The following is a 22,477-nucleotide window of genomic DNA, read 5'->3' as shown; positions in this document are numbered from 1 at the left end:
AATCAGTGGTAATTCCTCGATCTTAGCATGGTTGGAATATCAAGGATTAAAGCCACATTTCCATCTCCCGTAATAGTGGCACCGGCCAAACCAGTTACACCGTTTAAAAACACCCCTAAAGGTTTAATCACCACTTCTTCTTGACCAATAACTTGATCCACAACAAAACCCAAAGATTGATTTCCCGCTTGAATCATAATCACTTGCTCATTTTTAGATTCTTTACCTGATCTTATGCAATCAAACGATAACCAAGTTTTTAAAAAAAACAGAGGTGGTGCTTTGCCACGATTCAAAATCACATCTCTACCTCCAATCACACAGCGTTTTTTTGTGTTCAGCTCAAATATTTCATTTACAATCGAGAGTGGCAAAGCGTATTTTCTACCGTTCACAACCACCATCAAGGTCGGCAAGATGGCCAAAGTCAAGGGCAACTTAACCACAATATTAGTGCCTTCGCCAAGCGTAGACTCAATCTCAATACTGCCATTTAATTTAGCAATGCGTGTTTTCACAACATCCATACCCACACCACGCCCAGACACATCAGAGATGCTCTCTTTAGTGGTAAAACCTGGCATAAAAATAAGCTCAAAGCATTCGCTGTCCGTCATACTCAGCGCCTTTTCATCACTGATAATACCTTTTGTTAACGCCTTTGATTTCAACTGATCCGCATCTAAGCCTTTGCCATCATCACTTATTTTAAGTAGAATATGATCCCCCTCTTGCTCTGCCGAAAGCACCACTTTACCAACACGGTGCTTGCCTTTTTTCTCACGCTCAGATGGGGTTTCTATGCCATGATCAACGGAATTTCGAATTAAATGAATCAAAGGATCCGACAGCTCTTCTACCAAATTTTTATCCAGATCCGTCTCTTCACCCAGTAAAACAAGATCAACCTCTTTATTTAATGAACGTGATAAATCACGAATCATACGAGGAAAACGACCAAAAACCTTTTTAATCGGTTGCATCCGCGTTTTCATCACCGCAGACTGTAAATCAGCCGTGACAATATCCAAATTTGAAATGGCCTGAATGACTTTTTTATCGTTAAAATTATCCCGCAAAGCGGTTAAACGATTACGCGACAAAACCAGTTCACCGACCAAATTCATAATGTCATCCAAGCGGCGCGTATCCACTCTGACCGTGGTATCTGCTTTTTTAACCGTACTGGGCTTTTTCTCTTTTTTCGTCACCGCCTGCGATGCTGACTGACTTTTTTCAACCTTAGCCACCTGCGGCGGCGCTTCTGGCACATCTGTGCTCGCCGGCTTATCCTCTTTTTTTGCATTCAGGGTATCTAAAAGCTGTTCAAACTCTTCCTCCGTAATGGTCTCTGCTAAGCTGTCGCTGCTGATTGCAGACGTTTCAATCGAGTCCACCACCGGCGCTGACCCAGCACTCTGTTTCTCTCTCGTTGATAAAGAGGCCGTGATCATCGCTTCAAGCTCGGCATCATCAGAATCTGAAAATGCCTCGCCTACCACCTCAACGTCTACCCTAGCCTTTTCAACGAGCTGATCCCCACCCTCATGGCAAGAGAGCAAATACTCATTTAGCTTATGGATCAACTCATCATCTTGGCTTGGTTCCTCATTGCCCTCTCTTAAGGCACTGATAATCACATTAACGTAATCGGAGCCTTGTAAAATAAGATCCATCAAACCAGAATCAATTTTTATTTGAGACTGGCGTAATAAATTAAAAATATCTTCCAATTTATGGCATGAGTTCACCAATGAAGTGAATCCTAAAAACCCGCCCCCTTTAATGGTATGAAACCCCCTGAAAATAGAGTTTAATATTTCACTGTTTTCTGGGTCTTTTTCGAAATCTAATAACTCATCACCCAAGCGCTCTAAAATCTCAGAGGTCTCAATCAAAAAATCTTCTAAAATTTCATCATCCACATACGATGTCATGAGCGCTCCTAAAACCCCAAACTGGACAGAAGATCATCCACTTCATCTTGATTTTTCAAGCGGTTATCCTCCTTACTGTTTGGCACCATAGGCCCAAAACCATTGCTTTTCACAGGCTCACTCACCTCGTTTTTTTGACCCACATCGGAACCCGCAACAGAGACGATATCAATCAACTTATCTTCAGCTTCATTAACAATATCAATCACTTGACGAATCAATTGGCCACTTAAATCCTGAAAGGACTGAGCCATTAAAATATCCTGAAAATGCCCGCCCAAACTCTTATTTTTCACTTTCATATCTTCAATAAAGAACGAAATATCCGACACCAAACTCTTAAATTCATCTACCGACAGATCACGGGTTAAAAATTTCTGCCACTTCATTTGAATTTTATCGATTGAAGTATGAATCCCATCCACAATCGGCAAACCTGCTTCAACAGATTGCAGGGATTTATGCGCTGACTGCTCGGTTAGTTCAATCACATAGGAAAGTCGATCTTTTGCATTGGGAATGGATTCAGTGGCTAATTTTTCAACCAGCGGATCGCCTCTCAAGTCACGTAAAGATTCGTGCATGGTACGAGTTAAACGACCAATCTCTTCAAATATTTTCACCTCCCGGATGGTGGTTAACTCATCAATCAAGCGATTAACTTCACTGGCATCACCGCCCTCTAAGGCTTTAATAAGACCGTTTGTCCTATCAAAGTACTCTTGATTTGAAGCGGATGCTGAGGACACCCTCTGTTACGCCTCTATTCTTTCAAAAATTTTGTCAATCTTCTCTTTGAGTGTCACCGCCGTAAATGGCTTTACAATATAACCGTTAACACCCGCCTGAGCCGCCTCGATAATCTGCTCACGTTTTGATTCTGCCGTCACCATCAACACAGGCAATCCTTCTAAACGTTCATCGGCACGCACCGCTTTTAACAGCTCGATGCCCGACATACCAGGCATATTCCAATCGGTCACCAAAAAATCAAAGTTTCCTGCTTGCAAAATCGGCAAAGCCGTACCTCCGTCATCTGCCTCCTCGGTGTTATGATAACCAAGATCCCTCAATAAGTTTTTAATGATACGGCGCATAGTAGAAAAATCGTCTACTACTAAAATTTTCATATTTTTATCCAAAACAGACTCCTTAATTGATTCGGTTATTTGACCCAGTCACCCAACCTAGCCCTTAACCTAATCAGTGCTTGACCATGAATTTGACACACTCTTGATTCACTGACGCCCAGTATCGCTCCAATCTCTCGCAAATTAAGCTCATCATTGTAATACAATGACATAACCAAACTTTCACGCTCAGGTAAATTGCTTATCTCTTTTTTAATGTCATTAAAAAAGTCTTCTCGATGGATATGGCTCATCGGCCCTCTGTTTTTCTTGTCCTCAGGAACATATTGTATATCACCTTGAGACTCATCAGCTTGATCCAAGCTAAACACACGAGAAGCTAAACTTTCTTTTAATATCTTATGATAATCCTTTAAGGATATATCCATTTTTTTTGCCACATCGCAATCTTTCGCATCTCGCCCTATTCTCTGTTCTAATTTCCTGAGAACTTCTGATGCTTCTCTCGCTTTACGATGCACGGATCTTGGAGTCCAATCCGACTTGCGAATTTCATCCAACATTGAGCCTCTGATCCGAATACCAGCATAAGTATCAAAACTGGCTCCTTGCGAAGAGTCATAATGACGATGCGCTTCCAAAAGCCCAATCATGCCTGACTGAATAAGATCTTCGACTTGAACATTGGGTGGCAATCTGTTCAACATATGAAAGGCTATTCTTTTCACCAGTTTGGCGTGCTTTGCAATTAAATTATCCTGATCACCCTGTTGAATAGCAGTGTACATCGCATGAGCATTCATAATGACACCTCATTTTTGTCAGCATGATAATGAATCAAACGCTCTGCAAAAAATTCCAAATTACCTTCTGATTTTTTTGGAAAGGGCCATTGACTTATTTTCTTAGCAATATTTTTTAGCGCCACCGAAGCTCTGCTTCTTGGGAAAACTTCTACCACAGAGCGTTGTTTCTGAATTGCTTTTTGCAAACAAGCGTCATATGGAACCGAACCTAAATAGATCAAGTTGACATCCAAAAAATGATCTGTAACCTTGACCATCTTTCGATACAGGTCAAGACCATTTTGCGCTGACACCGTCATATTAGAAATCACATAAAACTTGTTAACATCATGCTCTTTGCTTAAAACTTTAATCATTGCATACGCATCTGTTATTGATGCTGGCTCATCACAAACAACCACAATAACCTCCTTGGATGCTCTAGAAAATGCCAAAACACTTTCACTCATCCCTGCTGAAGTATCAATAATCAATGTATTCACAGGGTTGCAGATGTTACTAAAATCCCGAATAATCCCTGCTGTTTGCACTGAATTCTAATCCCGCCATTTTTTCTATACCTGATGATCCAGGTACAACTTTTATGCCTGATGGACCATCGATGATAATTTCATTAATGGTCCTCTCACCCGAAATAAGATGCGAAAGATTGTATTTTGGATACAAACCTAATAACACATCAATATTAGCCAAACCCAAATCTGCATCCATTAACATCACATCCTCACCTGAAATAGAGAGGGATACGGCTAAATTAGCCGAAATATTACTCTTGCCAACACCGCCCTTACCACTAACAATAGAGATCACTTTAATAGGGCCTTGGTTAAGCGCCCGTTTCAAACCCACCTCTTGATCTGCTCTCTGCTCAGACATTTATGCGTGCCTTAATGCTGTTTTTATGAGCATAAACAAATTTATTTACCCCCCCAGACTCCGTCAGCCCCTCCATTATTATATTTTTTCTTGCTACCGTAATGTCTTCAGGTATTTTTTGACCTGAACAGAGATACGAAATAGGCAGATTACGCTTTATGCAAGCCGACAAAAAATCGCCGTATAAAATAGCTTCATCCAGCTTTGTAATCACACAACCCGCCAAAGAAACGTCTTTAAAAGCACGAATCGTATCATCAAGCGTGACGTATTGTGTGCTGGCAGAAAGAACCAGATAATTTTTCAATAATGGGTGACTGTCTTTAATAATATCAAGCTGAGTCGTTAATCGAGAGTCCTTCTGACTCAGACCTGCGGTATCAATCAAAACCAATTTTTTATCATAAAGTTTATTTAATGTACTGGATAGCTCTTCTTTATTTTCAACAAAATAGAGTGGTATATTCAATATTCTTGCAAAGCTGCTCATCTGATCATGTGCTCCCACACGCACATTGTCGATTGTAACCAAAGCCAAACTGTCACTGCCATTTCGAATCGTATAGAGAGCAGAAAGCTTGGCTATTGTGGTTGTTTTCCCCACACCTGTCGGCCCTACGAATGCAAAAATACCACCACTGTCAACCAAATCATCATTCACAACAGAAAGATCTGCTTCTATGTGTCGTAAAATCCGACTGACGTTATTATTAAAATCCAAATTCAATATTTTTTCATCAATGGATTCTTTATAAATGTCTTCTTTCAGACCCAAAGACCTAAAATACTCAAAAACCTCTTCTGCCAAAGGGCTCTTAAGATAGCCTTTATCACTCCCCACCGAGCCATTTAACAGAGACTTTAAGCTCTTAATGTCACCGCGCATCTCTTCCATCATCATTTTTTGTGATAAAAATTCATCTTCTTTGTTTACCGTATCATTGGACCAACTTACTTTTTCATTGTGCTTAACACTGCTCCTAGGCAAGGAAGTAGGATTGTTGAATTTTTTTATCTTATTTAAAACTCTATTTTTTTCTGAAACGTCACTTTCCGATCGATTTGGTTGAATTTTGTTTTTATTGAATTCACCCTCATCATAATCAATCGCAACAACGACTTCGACACCCTCACTTACATTGCGTGTTGATAAAATAACTGAATCAGCCCCAAGCTCCTCTTTAATCGCCTTCATCGCACTGCGAATATCGGGTGCTACAACACGTTTAATGTTCATATATGATGTCTCGTATCATTCATTGGATGTTATTACCAATGGTGGAAATAATTTTTATCTGCTTATGATCTGGTATTTCGTTGTAGCTCAAAATAACCAACGACGGAATCGCGTGTTTCAACCACTTAGCCATACCGTTTCTCAACGGTGGCGATACAGCCAAAACAGCAGGCTCCCCTCTGACCTCTTGCTGCTGAGCAATCTCATTCAATGCTCCATGCAGCCTTTCTGCCATGTTCGGCTCCAGCACAATAGTCTCATTATTCATATCTTGAACTGAGTTTTGCAACAACTGTTCCAATGCTGAGTCCAAAGTAATGACAGGTAATTTTTCATCTACCCCATTGATTTCTTGAACAATAATTTTACCCAATGCCACACGAACGTGTGCGATCAACACATTAGGCTCTTGGGTACGCGACGCAAATTCACTCAAAGTCTCAACAATGGTTCGCATATCCCGTATCGGCACCCCTTCCGATAACAGACTTTTTAACACCTTTACCACAACCGCCAGCGACAACATGTTCGGCACCAAACCTTCAACTAATTTTGGCGCCGTTAACGCCAAGCGATCCAATAATTGTTGCACCTCTTCATAACCCAGTAATTGTGCTGAATTCGACTGCAACACCTTGCTCAGATGGGTTGCAATAACCGTACTGGCATCCACCACCGTATAACCCAGGGTCTGTGCATGATCTTTTTGCTGTGCCTCAATCCATAAGGAGTCCATGCCAAACGCAGGATCCTTGGCTTCAATGCCTTGCAAAGAGCCATAAACAGTACCTGGGTCAATGGCCAACTCTCTATCACTGTAGATTTCGCCTTCACCTGCTAATACACCCGATAAATTAATCCGATACACATTGGGCAACAGCTCCAAATTGTCACGAATGTGGACAGATTGAATCAAAATACCCAGCTCCTGAGACACCTTTTTACGCACCCCCTTAATCCGCTCCATCAACTGCCCGCCCTGCTCTCGATCCACCAGTGGAATCAAACCGTAACCCACCTCCAAACCAATCGTATCCAATACCGGCACATCATCCCAACTCAATTCTTTCAGCTCTGTCACCGCCTCTGCTTCAAGATTCTGCTCAGGCAGCGGCTCCAATGCAGCCTCTCGATCACGTTTATTAAGTAGGTAAGCAGCACCACCTAAAAGAATCGCTAATGTCAAAAAAGCGACGTTTGGCATTCCCGGAATAATACCGATACCGCCCAAAATACTCGCTGTTACAATAAGTGGTTTGGGGTTACTGAACATCTGCTCACTGATCTGTTTGCCCATATCTTGAGCGGATGACACACGAGTAATAATCATCGCTGCTGCGGTTGACAGCATCAGGGAAGGAATTTGTGCCACCAACCCATCGCCAATGGTCAATAGGGTGTAGTTGTGCATCGCCTCATCAAACGAGAGATCATGCTGACTCATCCCAATGGACAGACCACCAATCACATTGATAAATAAAATAATAATTCCCGCCACTGCATCACCACGTACAAATTTATTCGCTCCGTCCATCGAACCGTAAAAATCAGCCTCCTGTGCCACATCTTTGCGTCGTTGCAATGCTTCATCTTGCCCAATCAAACCGGCATTGAGATCCGCATCAATCGCCATCTGTTTACCAGGCAATGCATCCAAAGTAAAACGCGCCGACACTTCAGCAATACGCCCTGCACCTTTTGTCACCACGACAAAATTAATGATTACCAATATAGAAAAGATCACCAAACCAACGGCGTAATTACCGCCAATAACAAACTCACCAAAGGCTTCGATGACCTTGCCAGCAGCTCCCGTTCCCGTATGCCCCTCCAACAAAACCACCCGTGTTGAAGCAATGTTCAAAGAAAGTCGCATCAAGGTCGCAATCAACAAAATAGTTGGAAATGCAGCAAATTCCAGTGGTCTGGCCACATAAATAACGACCATCAAAATAATCAGAGACAAAGCAATATTAAAAGTAAAAAAAAGATCCAGCAAAATGGCAGGCAGTGGCAAAATCATCATCGCCAAAACAATGATGACCAACAGCGGTGCTACCAAGCCCTGGTCGAGCATCTTTTTTAACAATGTAAGAGCAGATGAGTTCATAACCTGTTTCTCCATGACTTTTTATTTGAATGGCTCAACTTGATACTCATGGGGTATCTCAGGTTGAGGGATTGGAGGAGCTTGCTTACCCGCAGCCCGAGCTGCCCGCAGTTGAAAGACAAAAGCCAAAACTTGAGCCACGGCCATATAAAGAGGCCCAGGAATGGCTTCGTTTAAATCGGTATTAACAAACAGCGACCGAGCCAAGGGTGCAGACTCAACCACTTCCACCTCATGCAGTGCAGCCACCTCCTGAATTTTATGAGCAATCAAATCCGTACCTTTAGCGACCAACAGCGGTGCTCGCATGGTCTTCTGGTCATAACGCAGAGCCACTGAAAAATGGGTAGGGTTAACAATAATAACGTCCGCATTGGGTACTTCTTCCATCATTCTCGACTGCGCCATCTGCTGCTGAAGTTGTCGGATTCGAGATTTAACTTCAGGTTTACCCTCAGTATCTTTCATCTCATCACGAATTTCTTGCTTACTCATTTTTAATTTTTTCTTATGCTGAAACAGTTGAAATGGCACATCAATAAAGGCAATAACCACCAAACCCATAGCAAAAAAAATTACCCCCCAAACCAAGAGCTCAAACGTCTCCTCTAAGCTGACAAAAAATGAATATTGTGACAGAGACAAAAGCTGATCTAATGAATCCAAAATAACCCAAAAAGCAATCAATGCAACCAAAACAAACTTCAAAAATGCTTTTAACAACTCCACCAACCCATTTACGGAAAAAATACGCTTCAAGCCAGAAAAAGGATTAACCTTGTTTATTTTAAAGGCAATGGATTTTGCACTAAAAACCCAGCCACCCAACAACAGAGGTGACACAGCAGCGATAAAAAACATCAGCAGTAAAAAAGGTATTAGAAGAACAATAAAATTTATTATTATCTTTGACATTGAAGCATACAAATAATGTACATCACGACTGTTTTGCGCTGAAATCACAAATGAGTCGGCCAAAATAGCTTGCAACTGCTCCAACATAGAGGGACCTAAAAACAAAATACCCACAGAACCAAACAGCGTCATGGTCATGGTGGCCAAATCTTTGGAACGTGCAACTTGACCCTTCTTTTTTGCATCATTTAGCCGCTTGGGGGTGGGGTCTTCTGTTTTATCCTGACCGGATTCATTTTCTGCCATAACGAATTATTGCAACACCACGGTTCTAATAAAATGAAAGCCCGCATCAACATAACCCTCAAATAAGGAAGGCAGTGCAGGCAGCGTTAACAGCAACATCAGATAACCGGAAAGAATACCAATGGGAAACCCTATTGAAAAAATATTCAATTGAGGCGCTGCGCGTGTGATTACCCCCAGCGCCAAAGTAATGGTTAACAAAGTCGCAATGATCGGTAGGGCTATCTGCAACGATGCCTTAAAAATCAGACCAGCCCATTGCGCCAACTGTAAAAAATCACCTGTATCAACCCCCCTAACAGAGACCGGCAACAGGGTAAAACTTTCAAAAATCACCGTAATTAATACTGTATGGCCGTCATACACCAAAAACAGCAATGTACCCAAAATAAGTAAAAACTGTGAAATCACCGGCACACTAACGCCGTTTTGTGGGTCAATCATGGATGCAAATCCCAGCCCCATCATCGATGCAATCTGATGACCGGCCAACACCAAAATTGAAAAAACCAACTGCATAACAAAACCCATCATCAGACCAATCAAAATCTGCTGAATGGAGATCAACAAAGCTTGCCACGTTAAAATACCCACTTGTGGTACATCAGGTAACAATGGTGCAATCAACAACGTAATCGAAAAAGCCAATAACACGCGAATTCTAACCGGCAACAGACGGGTACCAAACAAAGGCATAGAGATAAACAACGCTGAAATACGCAAAAAAGGCCAAAAAAAACCGGCAATCAAGGCCGTCAGTTCAGCACTGTTAAAGGTCATGTTCTCAACCAATCATGTAAGGTATGTTTTCAAACAGGTTGCGAGTAAAATTTATCAACAACGCCAACATCCAAGGTCCTGCAAACAACAGTGCCACCACCAAACCTAATAATTTAGGAATAAAACTCAAGGTCATTTCATTAATCTGGGTTGCCGCCTGAATCAGACCAACCAACAGACCAATCACTAGAGCAGAAATCAATAAGGGAGCAGCCATCAGAGCCGTCACTCGCAGTGCTTGTTGTCCAATGTCTACCACCATTTCCGGTGTCATTATGAGGTTCCCAGATAAAAACTGGAAGCCAGCGTGCCCATAATCAAACTCCAGCCATCAACCAAAACAAACAGCATTAATTTAAAGGGCAAGGAGATGATCATCGGTGACAACATCATCATCCCCATCGCCATTAAAACACTGGCCACCACCAGATCAATCACCACAAAAGGGATAAAAATAATAAAACCAATTTGAAAAGCCGTTTTCAACTCACTGGTAACAAAGGAAGGAATCAAAATAGAAAAAGGCGTCTCTTCAGGAGTGGCAATGTCTTCATGCTCGGAAATGTTGACAAACAAAGCAATATCATCTTCGCGAGTCTGAGCCAACATAAACGCTTTAATCGGTTTAGCAGCCCGCTCCAATGCTTGCGACTGTGTGATCCGCTCTTCCATATAAGGCTGTAATGCATCGCCATACACTTTATCAAATACCGGACTCATAATAAAAAAGGTTAAAAACAAAGAGATGCCAAGTAAAATTTGATTGGACGGTGTTTGTGCTGTGCCCAAAGCCTGCCTTAAAATAGCCAAGACAATGATAATTCGAGTAAACGAAGTCATCATCAAAATCATTGCTGGCAGCAGGCTCAAAGCGGTCATAACGGCCAATATTTGCAAACTGACGGTATAAGTCTGCTCACCGTCAGCCCCAGGAGTCATGGTGACCGCTGACATGGAAAAATCTTGAGAAAATCCCTGCTCAGATAAAATCAGGCAAACAACAGCCAGTATGTACTTAATAAGATGAGCTTTCATGACAGGCTCTTTTCTGGTTTAGAGCTTATCTCTGGCTGATCCGCTTCAATCGGTTTTTTTAACCGATGCAACGTATTAATGCGATCTTGGCTGATGCCAAGCAAAATCTGTTCATCACCGATTTGAACCAAGACCGCTTTCTGTTTACTGCCGAAGGGCAGAACAGAAACCACTTTAAATTTTTTATGCATATTTGCACTAACTGGATTAAACCTCTTAACCACATAAGCCACAGCAAACATCAACAACAACACCAAAATAAAGGAACCCACCAACCGATACACCGACTCGTATGGCAATACGTTAGCAACCACGTTAGTGTCTATTTCAGCTTCGGCCAACAATCCATCCGAAAACACCAATAAAAAACAAACAACAAAAAATTTATCTCGAAAATAAAACATTATTTTATATTCTTGATCCGTTCAGAAGGGCTAATAATATCGGTCAACCGAATACCAAATTTTTCATTCACCACCACAACCTCGCCATGAGCAATCAATGTTCCATTCACAATCACATCCAAAGGCTCACCGGCAAGGCGATCCAGTTCTACAACTGAACCTTGATTTAACTGCAATAAATTTCGAATACTAATACGAGTACGGCCAATTTCCATCGCGATAGTGACGGGAATATCCAAGATCACATCAATATTAATGTCCGTTTCTGTATTATGATCACTCTCATCAGTCAAAGGCTCTATCTCTGCACGTTCAGCCACCGCCACCGAAGGCCTCGTTTGCTGCTCCTCTTGCATCGCCTCGGCCCACTGATCTTCAACCTCAGACTGCGTTCCAGATTCGTCAATGCTCATATTTTATAACTCCTGAAGTGGATCACTCGGCTGGTTCACTCGTACCACCTCATCTATTTTTAAGGCGTATTTCTCTCGTGAGACACCATAATGCCCCATCATAATAGGAATATCTTCCGCCATTAAAAAATTCACCTCCGGCATCTCAAAAGGAATAATATCGCCTTTTTTTAACTCCTTAACTTCACGCAAAAGCATTTCCACTTCCACCAGAGTACTGCTCACCTCCACTTTGGTTCGCATAATCTCCTCCCGCAAAGAGTTATTCCAGCGGTCATCTCGATCCATCTGATCGCTGTGCATACCTGCATCCAACAACGATCTAATCGGCTCAATCATCGAATAAGGCATGGTGAAATGCAGCTCCCCGCCACCACCCTCAAGCTCGACTCGAAAGCTCGACACCACCACCACCTCACTGGGGCTGACAATGTTGGCTAAATTTGGGTTAACTTCATGATTCAAATGAGTAAAGACAATATCCAACACAGGCTTCCACGCTTTTACAAAACCTTTAAACGCCTCTTCCAGTAAAATTTTTATGACCCTTAATTCAATTTGAGTAAACTCACGCCCCTCAATTTTTACCGGAAAACGACCATCACCGCCAAAAAAATTATCCACTATGGCAAACACCAATTTAGGGTCAACCATAAACAGAGCTGTACCCCGCAAAGGAGCCACTCGCACCAAAGTCAAACTGGTTGGCACATACAAACTGTGTACGTACTCTGAAAACTTCATCATCTGCACGCCCTCTACCGAAATATCTGCTGAACGGCGTAACATATTAAAAACACTGATTCTAAAATAGCGCACAAAACGTTCGTTTATCATTTCTAAAGTCGGTAAACGCCCCCGCACAATCCGATCTTGATTGGCAAAATCATAGTTGCATGCACCGCCCTCTAAAGCATCCTCAGGCTCATCGGTATCAACATCGCCACCGTCCACCCCATGCAGTAACGCATCGACCTCTTCCTGACTTAAAATGTCTTTTGTCGCCATCTTATTGCATCACAAATTTAGTAAAAAAAAGAGCCTCAATATCAAATTTTTCGCCTCGTTCAGACAAGACTTTTTTTACCGCATCCAAGGCTTTACTACGTAATATTTCTTTAGATTTAACATCCCCTAACTTCTGTGATTCCTGCTCGCCAAACAGCATTAATAAACTGTTACGAATTTCTGGAATATGACGTTGAATCGACTCTTCACTGTCGTCGTAATAGGTCAAAATAGAAACGGCAACTTGTAAAAACTTCGAGCTGCTGCCACCCATCAAATTCACCGTAAAAGCCGGATCCAGCTCTACATAAATGGCATTGGCCAATGGCTTTTCACTCACACTGGGTTCAACAGCAACTGCTTCGGTACTGGCTACCTGTGCGCTTGACTCTCCACCCATAAAAAACAGAGTCCCGCCCACACTCAAAGCAACCAACACTAGAGTTATCCCAGCAAACATCAACATATTATTTTTAGGTTTTTCTGCTTGCTCTGAATCAACGCTTTCTTTTTCGTCTGCCATTTTGACCACCCCTTCTAAAAGACCCAATGACTGAAGAGCAATCTAAATGCCAATAAAAAATATTCTATATTTTTCAATTACTTACAACATACAATCACTTAGGTAACCGTTTTTTGACAGACTGAAAAGGCCGGTTACAAAAAAATTCAGACGAAAAAAAACCTCATCCACTGCTCGACTGCAACGGTCATGAGGTTGTTTTAAACGGACTTAAGCGTAAAAATCGATGGCACTCAATGCGATATTAAGCTGATTTTGGCCAACCGTGGCCTGAGCAACGTCTTGATCATCTTCAGAGTCCAGCGCAGAACCCTTTCCTGACTCATTTTGCTGGAATCCATGACTATTTTGCGACCCCAATTGAAAACCCAAACTCATATTATTTTCCATCGACAACATCTCATGCAAACGAGGAAAAGCCCGCTCTAAGGCCTCTTTGACTTCGCGCTGTTCGGTGTGAAAGACCACCTGAGTTCCCGCATCATTCACCTGAATCTGCACATCCAATTTACCCAACTCTGGTGGATCAAGACGAATTTGAATGTGATTTGCCTGCTGTTGCAGCAACGCCTGCACCCGCTGTCCGACCGCAGCAGCCCATTCAGGGTGACGCACCGCAACGGACAAACGCGCCTCACCGTTCGCTTCAGACAGTGCTTGAACTCGATCAAAAAAAGCCACTTTAGGATCCGTAGTCATGCTGTTCGTTACACCGTCACCCACCACAGAATTGACTGTCAGTAACGCCTCAGCCTTATCTACATTAGGCAATGCCACAACCCATGCTTCCGGTAACGGCGGTGTTATAGGAGCAAGCGGCATTTGATTGGCTGGTAATGGCTCACCGGTCAGGCTTTCTGGAGTCAAAAAAGGCGTTACCTCCACCTGCTGCGGCGCAAGCCCCTCGACGGATAGAGGCGGCGCAGGAAACTCTGCAAAAGATTTTAATTCTTCAAAAGAGTCCGATAACGTCTGTGGTGATTTTTTTTCCGAGGAATTTAAAGTTTTTAACAGTTGCGAAAAAGGCGAAGCCACGCCGTCGCTGTTTGAATCAGGAGAAAACACAGCCCCCTCTTCAAAAGAAGAAAGAGCTGTTAATGCAACAGAAGGGGTTGGTGGTATCGAAATCACAATGCACTCCTAGTGGGTTACTCACTTGAAGTGCAAAATACAGGCTAGGTTTTTATGAACGGGAGTCCAAAGTGCGTCCATCCATGCCACCCAGAAGATGAATCGCTTCCGCTTGCACTGCATCACCGGGTTTGAACCAGCTCAATTTTTCATGCAGTTGCACCACTTCGCCGACAATGATCAGGGTCGGTGCTTTGACGTTGTTTTTCGCCACCAGCTCGGACAGATTACTCAAATCACCGATAAACACACGCTGATCCGGTGTTGTGCCCTGCTGCACCAACGCCGCTGGCGTGGATTTGTCACGCCCATGAGCAATCAACTGCTCACAAATAATCTTGACGCCGTGCAGCCCCATATAAAAGACCACCGTCTGATTGGCGTGCGAGAGCATCGGCCAGTTCAGATCCACACTGCCGTCTTTCAAGTTGCCCGTAACAAAAATACACGCTTGGGTATGATCACGATGAGTCAAGGGAATGCCCGCATACGTCGCACAGCCAGAAGCAGCAGTAATCCCCGGAACCACTTGGAACGTAACCCCCTCATCAATCAAAGTGGCAATCTCTTCCCCACCTCGACCAAAGATAAACGGATCACCGCCTTTTAAGCGTAGAACCCGTTTGCCCTCTTTGGCCAGACGCGCCAACAAAGAGTTAATTCCCTCTTGCGGAATGGAGTGATTGTCCCGCTCCTTACCGGCATAAATCCGTTCTGCATCGCGACGCACCAACTCCAAAATGGGTTCAGCAACCAGACGGTCATACACCACCACATCCGCTTGCTGCATCAAACGCAAGGCACGAAAGGAGAGCAGATCGGGATCACCCGGACCGGCTCCCACCAAATAGACCTCACCCGTATCACTGCTGACCTGCTCACGCTGAGAGACGGCTTGATCCAAAGCACTGCGCGCTTCGCCATCACGCCCAGCAAAGACCAACTCCGCCACCGAACCTTCCAAAGTACGTTCCCAAAACGCCCGACGTTTTTCCACATTGGGGAACGCCTCCTTCACCTTGCCACGAAAGCCATCCACTAAGGTTGCCAAACGACCGTAGGCAGCAGGGATTAAGTTTTCCAAACGGGTGCGTAACATGCGCGCCAATACCGGCGAGGCTCCACCGGTAGAGATGGCAATTTGAACCGGTGAACGATCAATAATCGACGGCATAATAAAACTGCACAAAGGCTGATTGTCCACCACGTTCACCGGCGTATTTTGCGCTTGACACAGCGCAGAGATAGCTTCGTTCAAGGGTGTGTCGCTGGTCGCTGCAATCACCAGCACCCGACTTTGTACATCAGCCGCCTCAAAAGGCCGTTTTATATGCTCAATTTCACCTGCTGCGACCGAACGAGCGACTTCCTGGCACAATTCCGGCGAAACCACCGTCACCTGCGCATGAGCCTGTTTTAACAACAGCACCTTACGCGCAGCCACCTTACCACCACCGACCACCAAACAACTCTGTGCTTTGATGTTTAAAAAAATGGGTAAAAAAATCCACAACTCACCTGTATAGTTTTATAGAAATGGAGAAATTCACCTTAAAGATGTCAAAAAACCCACATTTCAGAAAGAATATGACGCTAAAAAGCGGACACTAGCCTAGCTTTGAACCGAAGGTTAGGTGAATACTGCTTTAGAGATAGGAGAGAACATTAATCAATCTGATGAAAATAGGTACGCTGGGTTAAAATCGTCGCCGTTGTGCCGATAAATGTTAACTTAAGCCAATCTTAGCCGTGGCTCAAGAGAGTTACGGGATGTTTCACCATAAATCAGCCCGTAAGCAAAGATTAACCAACCAGAGCGGTGAGGCATGGAAAAGCCATCAATTAAACACTGTCATTTTATCGCCTTCTACGCCTATCAAGGCGGTGTGGGTAGAACTTTGGCTCTCGCAAATTGCGCCCGAACTCTAGCTGCCAGAGGAAAACGGGTGTTGGTCATTGATCTGGATCTCGACACCCCTGGCCTAGATCACTTTTCTGTTTTTAAACCAGCTGAGCCACAGGCGCAACAGACCTCTCTGTTACGCGGCATCGCCGAATACCTGCACATCAGTCAGCACCAAGGTGCACCAAAATCCCTGCAAGCCTACATTCACCGCTGTCAAAAGCAACAAGGTGATAAAGGCGAAGTCTGGATGATGCCTGCCGGACGCTACGGCGAAGCCTATTACTTAGAAATTCTTAATGCTCTGAATAAAAATTACAACCAGCCGGGCGAGCAATACGAACGATTGATCAAACAACTGCGTCGTCAAATTGTTGACGAAATTCGCCCCGACTACGTCTTGATCGACTCTCGCACCGGTTTTTCCGAGCTGGGCAGTGGCATCGCCACCCATCTATTGGCCAACTTAACCGTTTTGGTCACCAACCTTGACGCTCAAAACATCGACGGAATTCAGAGAATGTATCACTCTCTCAGCCAGCACCCTTTCATGCCCACCATGATGCTGATGTTCTCGCCGCTGCCCAGTATGAACACCGGCTCCAACAGCCCCTTTCAACGCCGCATGAGTTGGATCCAAAAAAATCTACCCAAAATTCACAACGTCAAAACACCCGCCATGATTCCCTATCAGCCACTGCTGGCGATAGAAAAACGAATTCTGGTAGATGAAAAGGACAATTCACTGCAACTGGCCTCCCCTTACTACCGCTTGGTGCGCCAAATCCAAGAAGTCGTACAAGATCTCGACATCTTCCTAGAGCGCGCCTCAAGCTGCTGGCGTGAAGGCCGTTTAGAAGACGCAGAAACCGCCCTCAGCAACGGTTTGCGCCAAAATCCGCAACACACCCACCTGCTTCACCAGCGTGCGCGGCTGCGTCTCGACATGGCCATGCACGGCAGTAAAAATTGGGATCCCGCTCTGGAAGATCTAAGTCACTTAGCCCAGCTCAAACCCAATGATGCTCGCTCTTGGATCAACTTAGGCATCGCCTTGGGGCAAGCCAACCGTCTATCCGATGCCATCGCAGCCCACCGTAAAGCGACTCAATTAACGCCCAAAAGCGCCAAAGCATGGGACAACCTTGGCATCGCTCTGGGACGCTCTGGACTCTATTCCGAGGCCATTGAAGCGCACCGAAAAGCGACCGAGTACAACAAAACAGATTACAAAGCATGGTACAACCTCGGTGTGGCGTTAATGGAGTCCGGTCGCCAATCGGCAGCAGCCGATGCCTATTTCAAGGTCATCAACCTACAACCCCATGACGCGCTTATTTGGTACAAATTGGGCAACGCCCTGCGTCACATTCGCCGTTACAACGAATCCATTAATGCCTATCGAACCGGCCTGAAACTGCAACCCAACAACCATCGCTGTTGGGACAGCATGGGCGTTACCCTAGGTCATGCACGCCGCTTTAAAGAGGCCATTACCGCCCATCGTCGCGCCCTAAAAATCAAACCTAAGGAAGCCAATATCTGGCACAACCTTGGCGTGGCTCTAGCAGAAGACAACCGGCACGATGAAGCACTTGAGGCCTATCGCAAAGCCTTGGCTCTCAAAAATCAAACGGATGAACAACCCCTACCAATCCAAACTGTAAAACAAGCCGACAGCGCCAGCGCTTAACGCCAGTTATTTCCACCACTGAGAAGTAATCTGGCTTACATATTGTAATTCTCATCTGAGGAAATCACTCCTCAGAAAGGCGAAAGACACTATGGCAACTGCGACCGCATTTAAACTCACCCTGCACGCCTTACAGAAACTCACCCCCCTTAAGAAACTGGATCAAAAATCCTTACTGCAACTGACCCAACAGAGCAAGCTGATCGAATGCCCCGCAGGCAAACAACTGCAAATCGAAGGCGACTCACAACACCACCTGTTGTTTCTGCTCGACGGCGAAGTATTATTAAATGAAACAGATAAAAAACAGACCTATTTGGTCAGCAACACCGCAGCAGCCAATCACGCCTTGGCCAGCAACCCACCGCGTCAGCTCAGCTTAACCACCCTCTCCGACATCCACTTAATTGACATCAACAAACCCCTGCTGGAAAAAATACAACGTCAAGAACCCGCACCACCGCCCCTCGAAACCATAGGGGTTGACACCACATTAAGCGGCCAAGCAGATGAAGCTCCAGACAATCCGTTATTCCAAGCACTGTTTCAACAGTACATGTGTGGCCAACTGGAAACACCGTCCTTACCGGCCTTAGCCATTCGCATCAGCAACGCCGTCAACAACCCCACCATCAGCCTAGAGCAGATTGCAAAATTGATCCAAGCGGATCCTGCCATCACCGGCCATCTGCTCGAAATCGCCAACAGCGCCCTCAATCGAGGCAATGTGCAGGTCAGCAGCTGCCTTGATGCCATCACACGGATGGGGCTGAATTTTACCCGCGATCTGGTCACCAGTTTGGCCATGCGACGGCTGTTTAAAACAAAATCAGCGCCGCTAAAAAAACGCATGGTGGCTCTTTGGCACCACAGCACCCAAGTCGCCGCCCTCAGTGCCGTGATTGCCAAACAGGTACCCAACCTAGATCCCAACCGAGCTTTGCTGGCGGGTCTCACCCACGATGTGGGCTGCCTTGCCATTCTCGCTTTTGCCGATGCCAATCCAGAACTGGCCACAAAGAGTGCTCACCTTGACCATTGTTTAGAAAAGTTACGCGCCCCTTTAGGTGCAATGGTATTGAAAAAATGGAATTTCGACGATGATTTAATCGAAGTGGCGCTGGAGTCGGAACAGTGGCAGCGAGACTCACAAAAGAGCGCCGATTACTGCGACATTGTCTTGGTAGCACAACTGCACAGCTACATCGGCACTTCTGAAATGGGCAAGCACCCTCGCCTGATTGATCTACCCGCCTTTCAAAAGCTCTCCCTTGGCACCTTGGCACCGAAAAAAAGTTTAGAAATGCTCAATATTGCCGAATCGGAGCTCAACCAAATGAAACGTTTGTTAAATGGCAACTAAACCTTTGTCATCACTTGTCCAGCGGTGAAACAGCAAAATGCAGCTTTTTGCCTTCTACTCGGGCGCGATCCAACTGCATCCCGCTGCGACCACTGGCCTTTTGCAACCCTTGTTGAAGAAACATATCTGCCATCCAAGTGGGCCACTCATCATCACCGACCTGCAAAAAATCGGTGCGCAGCTGCCCCTCCTCATCAACCGACATCTCCGCTCGTAGGTTGACAAATTTACCCTGCATTGGCACTGACATTTTTACCAATACGTTCTCGCCCAGCAACGTAACCTCACTGCCAATGCGGCTCTGCCTGCTGGTAAAGGTGGCTGCCGTACGCAAGATGTTTTCCAACTCCTTGACCGTCAATGAGATATCAGAAATTTCACCACTTTTCAGTTTTGCCACTGGATAACGCTGCAATAAACGCCGCACTCCGGCTTTAGCACTGCCGCCATCGGCACGCAGCGACACTGTGGGCTGTTCTTGCATGTTCATTCCTGCTGAAATAAACGGTGTCACCAGATACACCAGCAGAGCCAACAACAACAGAGTAATCAATAAAAACCAACGCACGACACACCCTCCTTGAAAAACAGATTATTTGGGCTGCCATTATACGAATTTCCTACTGCAATAATCCGATATTTTAAGCTAAAAAATACCTACAGCGACCGCCATCCATCACCACCCCCAAACTTAAAATTGTGCTACTGTTAAAACTGTTAAAATAACTGAATTTGGTCACGATCACGTTGCAAATACCCCATTCACCATGATTTCAAAACCACTGCGACACAAACTGCTGGCCATCAGCATCAATCTAATTTTTGTTTTTGTTGCCCTCAGTTGGCAGCAGACCGAGCTCTCCTTTTTTAAAAAACTCCGAGAACGACTGGAATTTATTGCCTTTGACCTGCGCTTTAACATCACCTTAAACGAACCCAAAGCACATGACACCGTAGTCATCGTTGATATTGACGAAAACTCACTCACAAAAGAGGGTCGCTGGCCTTGGCCACGGAGTAAAATGGCCGAACTGCTGCGCAAAATGCATCAAGATTACGGCGTAGTCGTAACCGCCATTGACGTGGTTTTTTCCGAAAAAGAACGCAACCCCGTTGAGCAAATACTCAAAGCCAAATCGCAACAAATCAGCCCCGCACTGCTACAGCAACTCACACAATTAAAACCAGAACTGGACGGGGATCTAAAATTAGCCGCCGTACTCAAAGAGTACGACGTTGTCCTAGGCGAGATATTGCTTGAATCGGGTTATCACAAAGGTCATCTCGGCCAGCCCCTGCAACAGAAAAACCCCAAACACGCTTCGGAATTAAACGTCGCTCGTAAGAATTTTTACACCGGTAATTTGGCCGCTTTGGTTGAAGCCTCCCCCAATGCGGGGTTTTTTAACATCGAAGCCGACAGCGACGGCATCTTCCGACATTACAATTTGATTATGGCTCACGACAACGACCTCTATCCCTCTCTCGGTTTGGAAACGGTACGTCTCTATCTGCTCTTGGATCAAATCGAATTAATCACCTCTAAAATCCAAAATGACCAACCACTGGAAGCGGTCTCTTTACCCGGCCTGCTTGATATTCCCACCGATCAAAGGGGGCGCATCATCATCCCCTTTCGCGGCCCCAGCCCCAGTTTTACTTACATCTCTGCCACCGACATTCTCAATGGCACCGTGTTGCCCAACTTGCTGAACGGTAAAATTGCCCTAATCGGCTCCAGCGCCAAAGGTCTGTTCGATTTTCGCAGCACCCCGTTAGCAGGCTCTTTTCCCGGAGTTGAGGTACACGCCAACGTCATCGCAGGCATTTTAGATCAGAAAATACCTCAAGAACCGGTCTGGGCCAAAGGCAGCAACTTCATCATTCTTTTGGCCATTGGCATTTTATTGGCTCTTCTGTTGCCCTTTATGGGCGCACTATGGCAACTGGGTTTTAGTACACTGCTGACGCTGATTCTGGCCAGTTTAAACCTCTGGTTGTGGTACGCCGAACAGTTGGCCACCGATTTTGTCTTGCCTCTGCTGACCATTCTCTTTCTGACCGCCCTCAATGCCCTCTACGGCTTTTTAAGTGAGAACCGCAGCCGTAACCTGCTGCAAGAGATGTTCGGCCAGTACATCCCCCCTTCCTTGGTGGATAAAATGGTTCACAGTGAGGAAGATTATGGCTTTGAAGGTCGAAGATTAGAAATGACCGTGCTGTTTGCCGACATTCGCAATTTCACCAACCTCTCTGAAGGACTCTCACCGCAACAACTGACCAACATGTTAAACCAGTACCTCACCCCGATGACCAGGATCATCTTTGATCAGCAAGGCACCATCGACAAATACGTCGGTGATATGGTGATGGCTTTTTGGGGCGCACCCCTAAGCGACAAACAGCACGCCAAACACGGCTTGGAAGCCGCCTTTTTAATGCTCGAAGCGGTCGAAAAACTCAAGGCCGATTTTAGCAAACAAAACCTACCTGAAATCACCATCGGCATCGGCCTTAACAGCGGTGTTATGAGCGTTGGCAACATGGGTTCCAGCTACCGGCGTGCTTACACCGTGTTGGGAGATTCCGTTAATTTAGGCTCTCGCTTGGAAGCCTTAACCAAATTTTACGGCGTTGATCTGATTGTCGGAGCCGCCACTCAAAAAGACCAAAAAGAGTATCTGTTTCGACCGCTCGACATTGTGCAGGTCAAGGGAAAAAGCAGCTCGGTAAAAATTTACCAGCCTCTGTGTAGACAACAAGAAGCCAGCAAAGCGCTAAAAAAAGAGCTAACAGAATACCGCTACGCTCGTCAACTCTACCTTGACCGACGCTGGGTTGATGCACGTAAAACATTCAAAAAACTGCTGAAAGAATACCCCGACACACGCATATATGAGATCCACCTAGAACGCATGGCCGCTCAAAGAGTGACCTCACTGCCAAAAGAGTGGCAAGGGGTCTACACCCACACCAGCAAATAAAAAAGGCTCCCTTAGGAGCCTT

Annotated in this window: 21 protein-coding genes and 1 pseudogene; 4 read left to right on the top strand and 18 right to left on the bottom strand. The window is 45.0% G+C overall.

Features of this window, described 5'->3' with window-relative positions; genetic code table 11:
* Nucleotides 1-2 precede the first annotated feature (2 nt).
* From Q9O24_09060 to Q9O24_08985, 16 genes and pseudogenes are all read right to left on the bottom strand, one after another.
* On the bottom strand, nucleotides 3-1,937 hold the full coding sequence (locus tag Q9O24_09060) for a chemotaxis protein CheA (GenBank protein ID MDQ7075281.1): 1,935 nt from the start codon (nucleotides 1,935-1,937) through the stop codon (nucleotides 3-5).
* A gap of 8 nt (nucleotides 1,938-1,945) precedes the next feature.
* Nucleotides 1,946-2,590 carry a protein phosphatase CheZ gene (locus tag Q9O24_09055; protein MDQ7075280.1) on the bottom strand — a complete coding sequence of 215 codons (645 nt, stop codon included), beginning with the start codon at nucleotides 2,588-2,590 and terminating at the stop codon, nucleotides 1,946-1,948.
* 102 nt (nucleotides 2,591-2,692) lie between these two features.
* On the bottom strand, nucleotides 2,693-3,079 hold the full coding sequence (gene cheY, locus Q9O24_09050) for a chemotaxis response regulator CheY (protein MDQ7075279.1): 387 nt from the start codon (nucleotides 3,077-3,079) through the stop codon (nucleotides 2,693-2,695).
* A gap of 23 nt (nucleotides 3,080-3,102) precedes the next feature.
* Nucleotides 3,103-3,831 (bottom strand): RNA polymerase sigma factor FliA, encoded by a 729-nt coding sequence (locus Q9O24_09045; protein ID MDQ7075278.1) that lies wholly within the window; start codon nucleotides 3,829-3,831, stop codon nucleotides 3,103-3,105.
* Nucleotides 3,828-4,710: pseudogene (locus Q9O24_09040) on the bottom strand (MinD/ParA family protein). The gene Q9O24_09045 and the pseudogene Q9O24_09040 overlap by 4 nt, the downstream one beginning before the upstream one ends.
* The gene (gene flhF, locus Q9O24_09035; protein ID MDQ7075277.1) at nucleotides 4,703-5,947 is read right to left on the bottom strand and encodes a flagellar biosynthesis protein FlhF; all 1,245 of its coding nucleotides are present in this window, start codon (nucleotides 5,945-5,947) and stop codon (nucleotides 4,703-4,705) included. The pseudogene Q9O24_09040 and the gene flhF overlap by 8 nt, the downstream one beginning before the upstream one ends.
* Before the next feature lie 19 nt (nucleotides 5,948-5,966).
* The gene (gene flhA, locus Q9O24_09030; GenBank protein MDQ7075276.1) at nucleotides 5,967-8,057 is read right to left on the bottom strand and encodes a flagellar biosynthesis protein FlhA; all 2,091 of its coding nucleotides are present in this window, start codon (nucleotides 8,055-8,057) and stop codon (nucleotides 5,967-5,969) included.
* A gap of 21 nt (nucleotides 8,058-8,078) precedes the next feature.
* Nucleotides 8,079-9,218 (bottom strand): flagellar biosynthesis protein FlhB, encoded by a 1,140-nt coding sequence (gene flhB, locus Q9O24_09025; protein MDQ7075275.1) that lies wholly within the window; start codon nucleotides 9,216-9,218, stop codon nucleotides 8,079-8,081.
* Nucleotides 9,219-9,224: 6 nt separating this feature from the next.
* Entirely contained in the window at nucleotides 9,225-9,998 is a 774-nt protein-coding gene (gene fliR / locus Q9O24_09020; protein ID MDQ7075274.1) for a flagellar biosynthetic protein FliR, read from the bottom strand.
* 4 nt (nucleotides 9,999-10,002) lie between these two features.
* Nucleotides 10,003-10,272, bottom strand: a complete 270-nt coding sequence (gene fliQ, locus Q9O24_09015; GenBank protein MDQ7075273.1) for a flagellar biosynthesis protein FliQ — start codon at nucleotides 10,270-10,272, stop codon at nucleotides 10,003-10,005.
* On the bottom strand, nucleotides 10,272-11,033 hold the full coding sequence (fliP, locus tag Q9O24_09010; protein MDQ7075272.1) for a flagellar type III secretion system pore protein FliP: 762 nt from the start codon (nucleotides 11,031-11,033) through the stop codon (nucleotides 10,272-10,274). Before fliP ends, fliQ begins: the two co-directional genes overlap by 1 nt.
* The gene (gene fliO / locus Q9O24_09005; GenBank protein MDQ7075271.1) at nucleotides 11,030-11,347 is read right to left on the bottom strand and encodes a flagellar biosynthetic protein FliO; all 318 of its coding nucleotides are present in this window, start codon (nucleotides 11,345-11,347) and stop codon (nucleotides 11,030-11,032) included. Before fliO ends, fliP begins: the two co-directional genes overlap by 4 nt.
* An 89-nt stretch (nucleotides 11,348-11,436) precedes the next feature.
* Nucleotides 11,437-11,850 (bottom strand): flagellar motor switch protein FliN, encoded by a 414-nt coding sequence (fliN, locus tag Q9O24_09000; protein MDQ7075270.1) that lies wholly within the window; start codon nucleotides 11,848-11,850, stop codon nucleotides 11,437-11,439.
* 3 nt (nucleotides 11,851-11,853) lie between these two features.
* Entirely contained in the window at nucleotides 11,854-12,858 is a 1,005-nt protein-coding gene (gene fliM / locus Q9O24_08995) for a flagellar motor switch protein FliM (GenBank protein ID MDQ7075269.1), read from the bottom strand.
* A 1-nt stretch (nucleotide 12,859) separates the two neighbouring features.
* Complete coding sequence (locus Q9O24_08990; GenBank protein MDQ7075268.1) at nucleotides 12,860-13,381, bottom strand: flagellar basal body-associated FliL family protein; 522 nt, start codon at nucleotides 13,379-13,381, stop codon at nucleotides 12,860-12,862.
* Between the two features lie 210 nt (nucleotides 13,382-13,591).
* Entirely contained in the window at nucleotides 13,592-14,158 is a 567-nt protein-coding gene (locus Q9O24_08985) for a flagellar hook-length control protein FliK (protein ID MDQ7075267.1), read from the bottom strand.
* Between the two features lie 49 nt (nucleotides 14,159-14,207).
* On the opposite strand from Q9O24_08985, the gene Q9O24_08980 reads away from it, so the two are divergent.
* Complete coding sequence (locus Q9O24_08980; GenBank protein ID MDQ7075266.1) at nucleotides 14,208-14,525, top strand: hypothetical protein; 318 nt, start codon at nucleotides 14,208-14,210, stop codon at nucleotides 14,523-14,525.
* Between the two features lie 39 nt (nucleotides 14,526-14,564).
* On the opposite strand, the gene cysG is transcribed toward Q9O24_08980, so the two are convergent.
* Complete coding sequence (gene cysG / locus Q9O24_08975; GenBank protein ID MDQ7075265.1) at nucleotides 14,565-16,019, bottom strand: siroheme synthase CysG; 1,455 nt, start codon at nucleotides 16,017-16,019, stop codon at nucleotides 14,565-14,567.
* A gap of 319 nt (nucleotides 16,020-16,338) precedes the next feature.
* Between cysG and Q9O24_08970 the strand changes: the two genes are divergently transcribed.
* Together Q9O24_08970 and Q9O24_08965 are read left to right on the top strand one after the other, a co-directional pair.
* Nucleotides 16,339-18,108, top strand: coding sequence for a tetratricopeptide repeat protein (locus Q9O24_08970; GenBank protein ID MDQ7075264.1), 1,770 nt, complete (start codon nucleotides 16,339-16,341; stop codon nucleotides 18,106-18,108).
* A gap of 91 nt (nucleotides 18,109-18,199) precedes the next feature.
* Complete coding sequence (locus Q9O24_08965; GenBank protein ID MDQ7075263.1) at nucleotides 18,200-19,471, top strand: HDOD domain-containing protein; 1,272 nt, start codon at nucleotides 18,200-18,202, stop codon at nucleotides 19,469-19,471.
* A 10-nt stretch (nucleotides 19,472-19,481) separates the two neighbouring features.
* On the opposite strand, the gene Q9O24_08960 is transcribed toward Q9O24_08965, so the two are convergent.
* On the bottom strand, nucleotides 19,482-20,039 hold the full coding sequence (locus Q9O24_08960; GenBank protein ID MDQ7075262.1) for a hypothetical protein: 558 nt from the start codon (nucleotides 20,037-20,039) through the stop codon (nucleotides 19,482-19,484).
* Nucleotides 20,040-20,238: 199 nt separating this feature from the next.
* On the opposite strand from Q9O24_08960, the gene Q9O24_08955 reads away from it, so the two are divergent.
* Nucleotides 20,239-22,455: an adenylate/guanylate cyclase domain-containing protein gene (locus Q9O24_08955; protein MDQ7075261.1), complete on the top strand. Its 2,217-nt coding sequence runs from the start codon at nucleotides 20,239-20,241 to the stop codon at nucleotides 22,453-22,455.
* The last annotated feature ends 22 nt before the right edge of the window (nucleotides 22,456-22,477 follow it).

This window comes from Gammaproteobacteria bacterium (assembly GCA_030949385.1).
Classification (GTDB): Bacteria; Pseudomonadota; Gammaproteobacteria; order JAUZRS01; family JAUZRS01; genus JAUZRS01.
Note: the sequence above shows the minus strand (reverse complement) of the source record. Positions and strands in the feature narration are given on the sequence as shown.

What these genes read in the sequence shown, in the direction of transcription:
- flhF (MDQ7075277.1), bottom strand. Translation starts at nt 5,947, where the DNA reads ATGAACATTAAACGTGTTGTAGCACCCGATATTCGCAGTGCGATGAAG.
- Q9O24_08990 (MDQ7075268.1), bottom strand. Translation starts at nt 13,381, where the DNA reads ATGGCAGACGAAAAAGAAAGCGTTGATTCAGAGCAAGCAGAAAAACCT.
- fliQ (MDQ7075273.1), bottom strand. Translation starts at nt 10,272, where the DNA reads ATGACACCGGAAATGGTGGTAGACATTGGACAACAAGCACTGCGAGTG.
- fliR (MDQ7075274.1), bottom strand. Translation starts at nt 9,998, where the DNA reads ATGACCTTTAACAGTGCTGAACTGACGGCCTTGATTGCCGGTTTTTTT.
- Q9O24_09060 (MDQ7075281.1), bottom strand. Translation starts at nt 1,937, where the DNA reads ATGACATCGTATGTGGATGATGAAATTTTAGAAGATTTTTTGATTGAG.
- fliN (MDQ7075270.1), bottom strand. Translation starts at nt 11,850, where the DNA reads ATGAGCATTGACGAATCTGGAACGCAGTCTGAGGTTGAAGATCAGTGG.
- flhB (MDQ7075275.1), bottom strand. Translation starts at nt 9,218, where the DNA reads ATGGCAGAAAATGAATCCGGTCAGGATAAAACAGAAGACCCCACCCCC.
- Q9O24_09045 (MDQ7075278.1), bottom strand. Translation starts at nt 3,831, where the DNA reads ATGAATGCTCATGCGATGTACACTGCTATTCAACAGGGTGATCAGGAT.
- flhA (MDQ7075276.1), bottom strand. Translation starts at nt 8,057, where the DNA reads ATGAACTCATCTGCTCTTACATTGTTAAAAAAGATGCTCGACCAGGGC.
- Q9O24_08955 (MDQ7075261.1), top strand. Translation starts at nt 20,239, where the DNA reads ATGATTTCAAAACCACTGCGACACAAACTGCTGGCCATCAGCATCAAT.
- fliM (MDQ7075269.1), bottom strand. Translation starts at nt 12,858, where the DNA reads ATGGCGACAAAAGACATTTTAAGTCAGGAAGAGGTCGATGCGTTACTG.
- Q9O24_08965 (MDQ7075263.1), top strand. Translation starts at nt 18,200, where the DNA reads ATGGCAACTGCGACCGCATTTAAACTCACCCTGCACGCCTTACAGAAA.
- Q9O24_08970 (MDQ7075264.1), top strand. Translation starts at nt 16,339, where the DNA reads ATGGAAAAGCCATCAATTAAACACTGTCATTTTATCGCCTTCTACGCC.
- fliP (MDQ7075272.1), bottom strand. Translation starts at nt 11,033, where the DNA reads ATGAAAGCTCATCTTATTAAGTACATACTGGCTGTTGTTTGCCTGATT.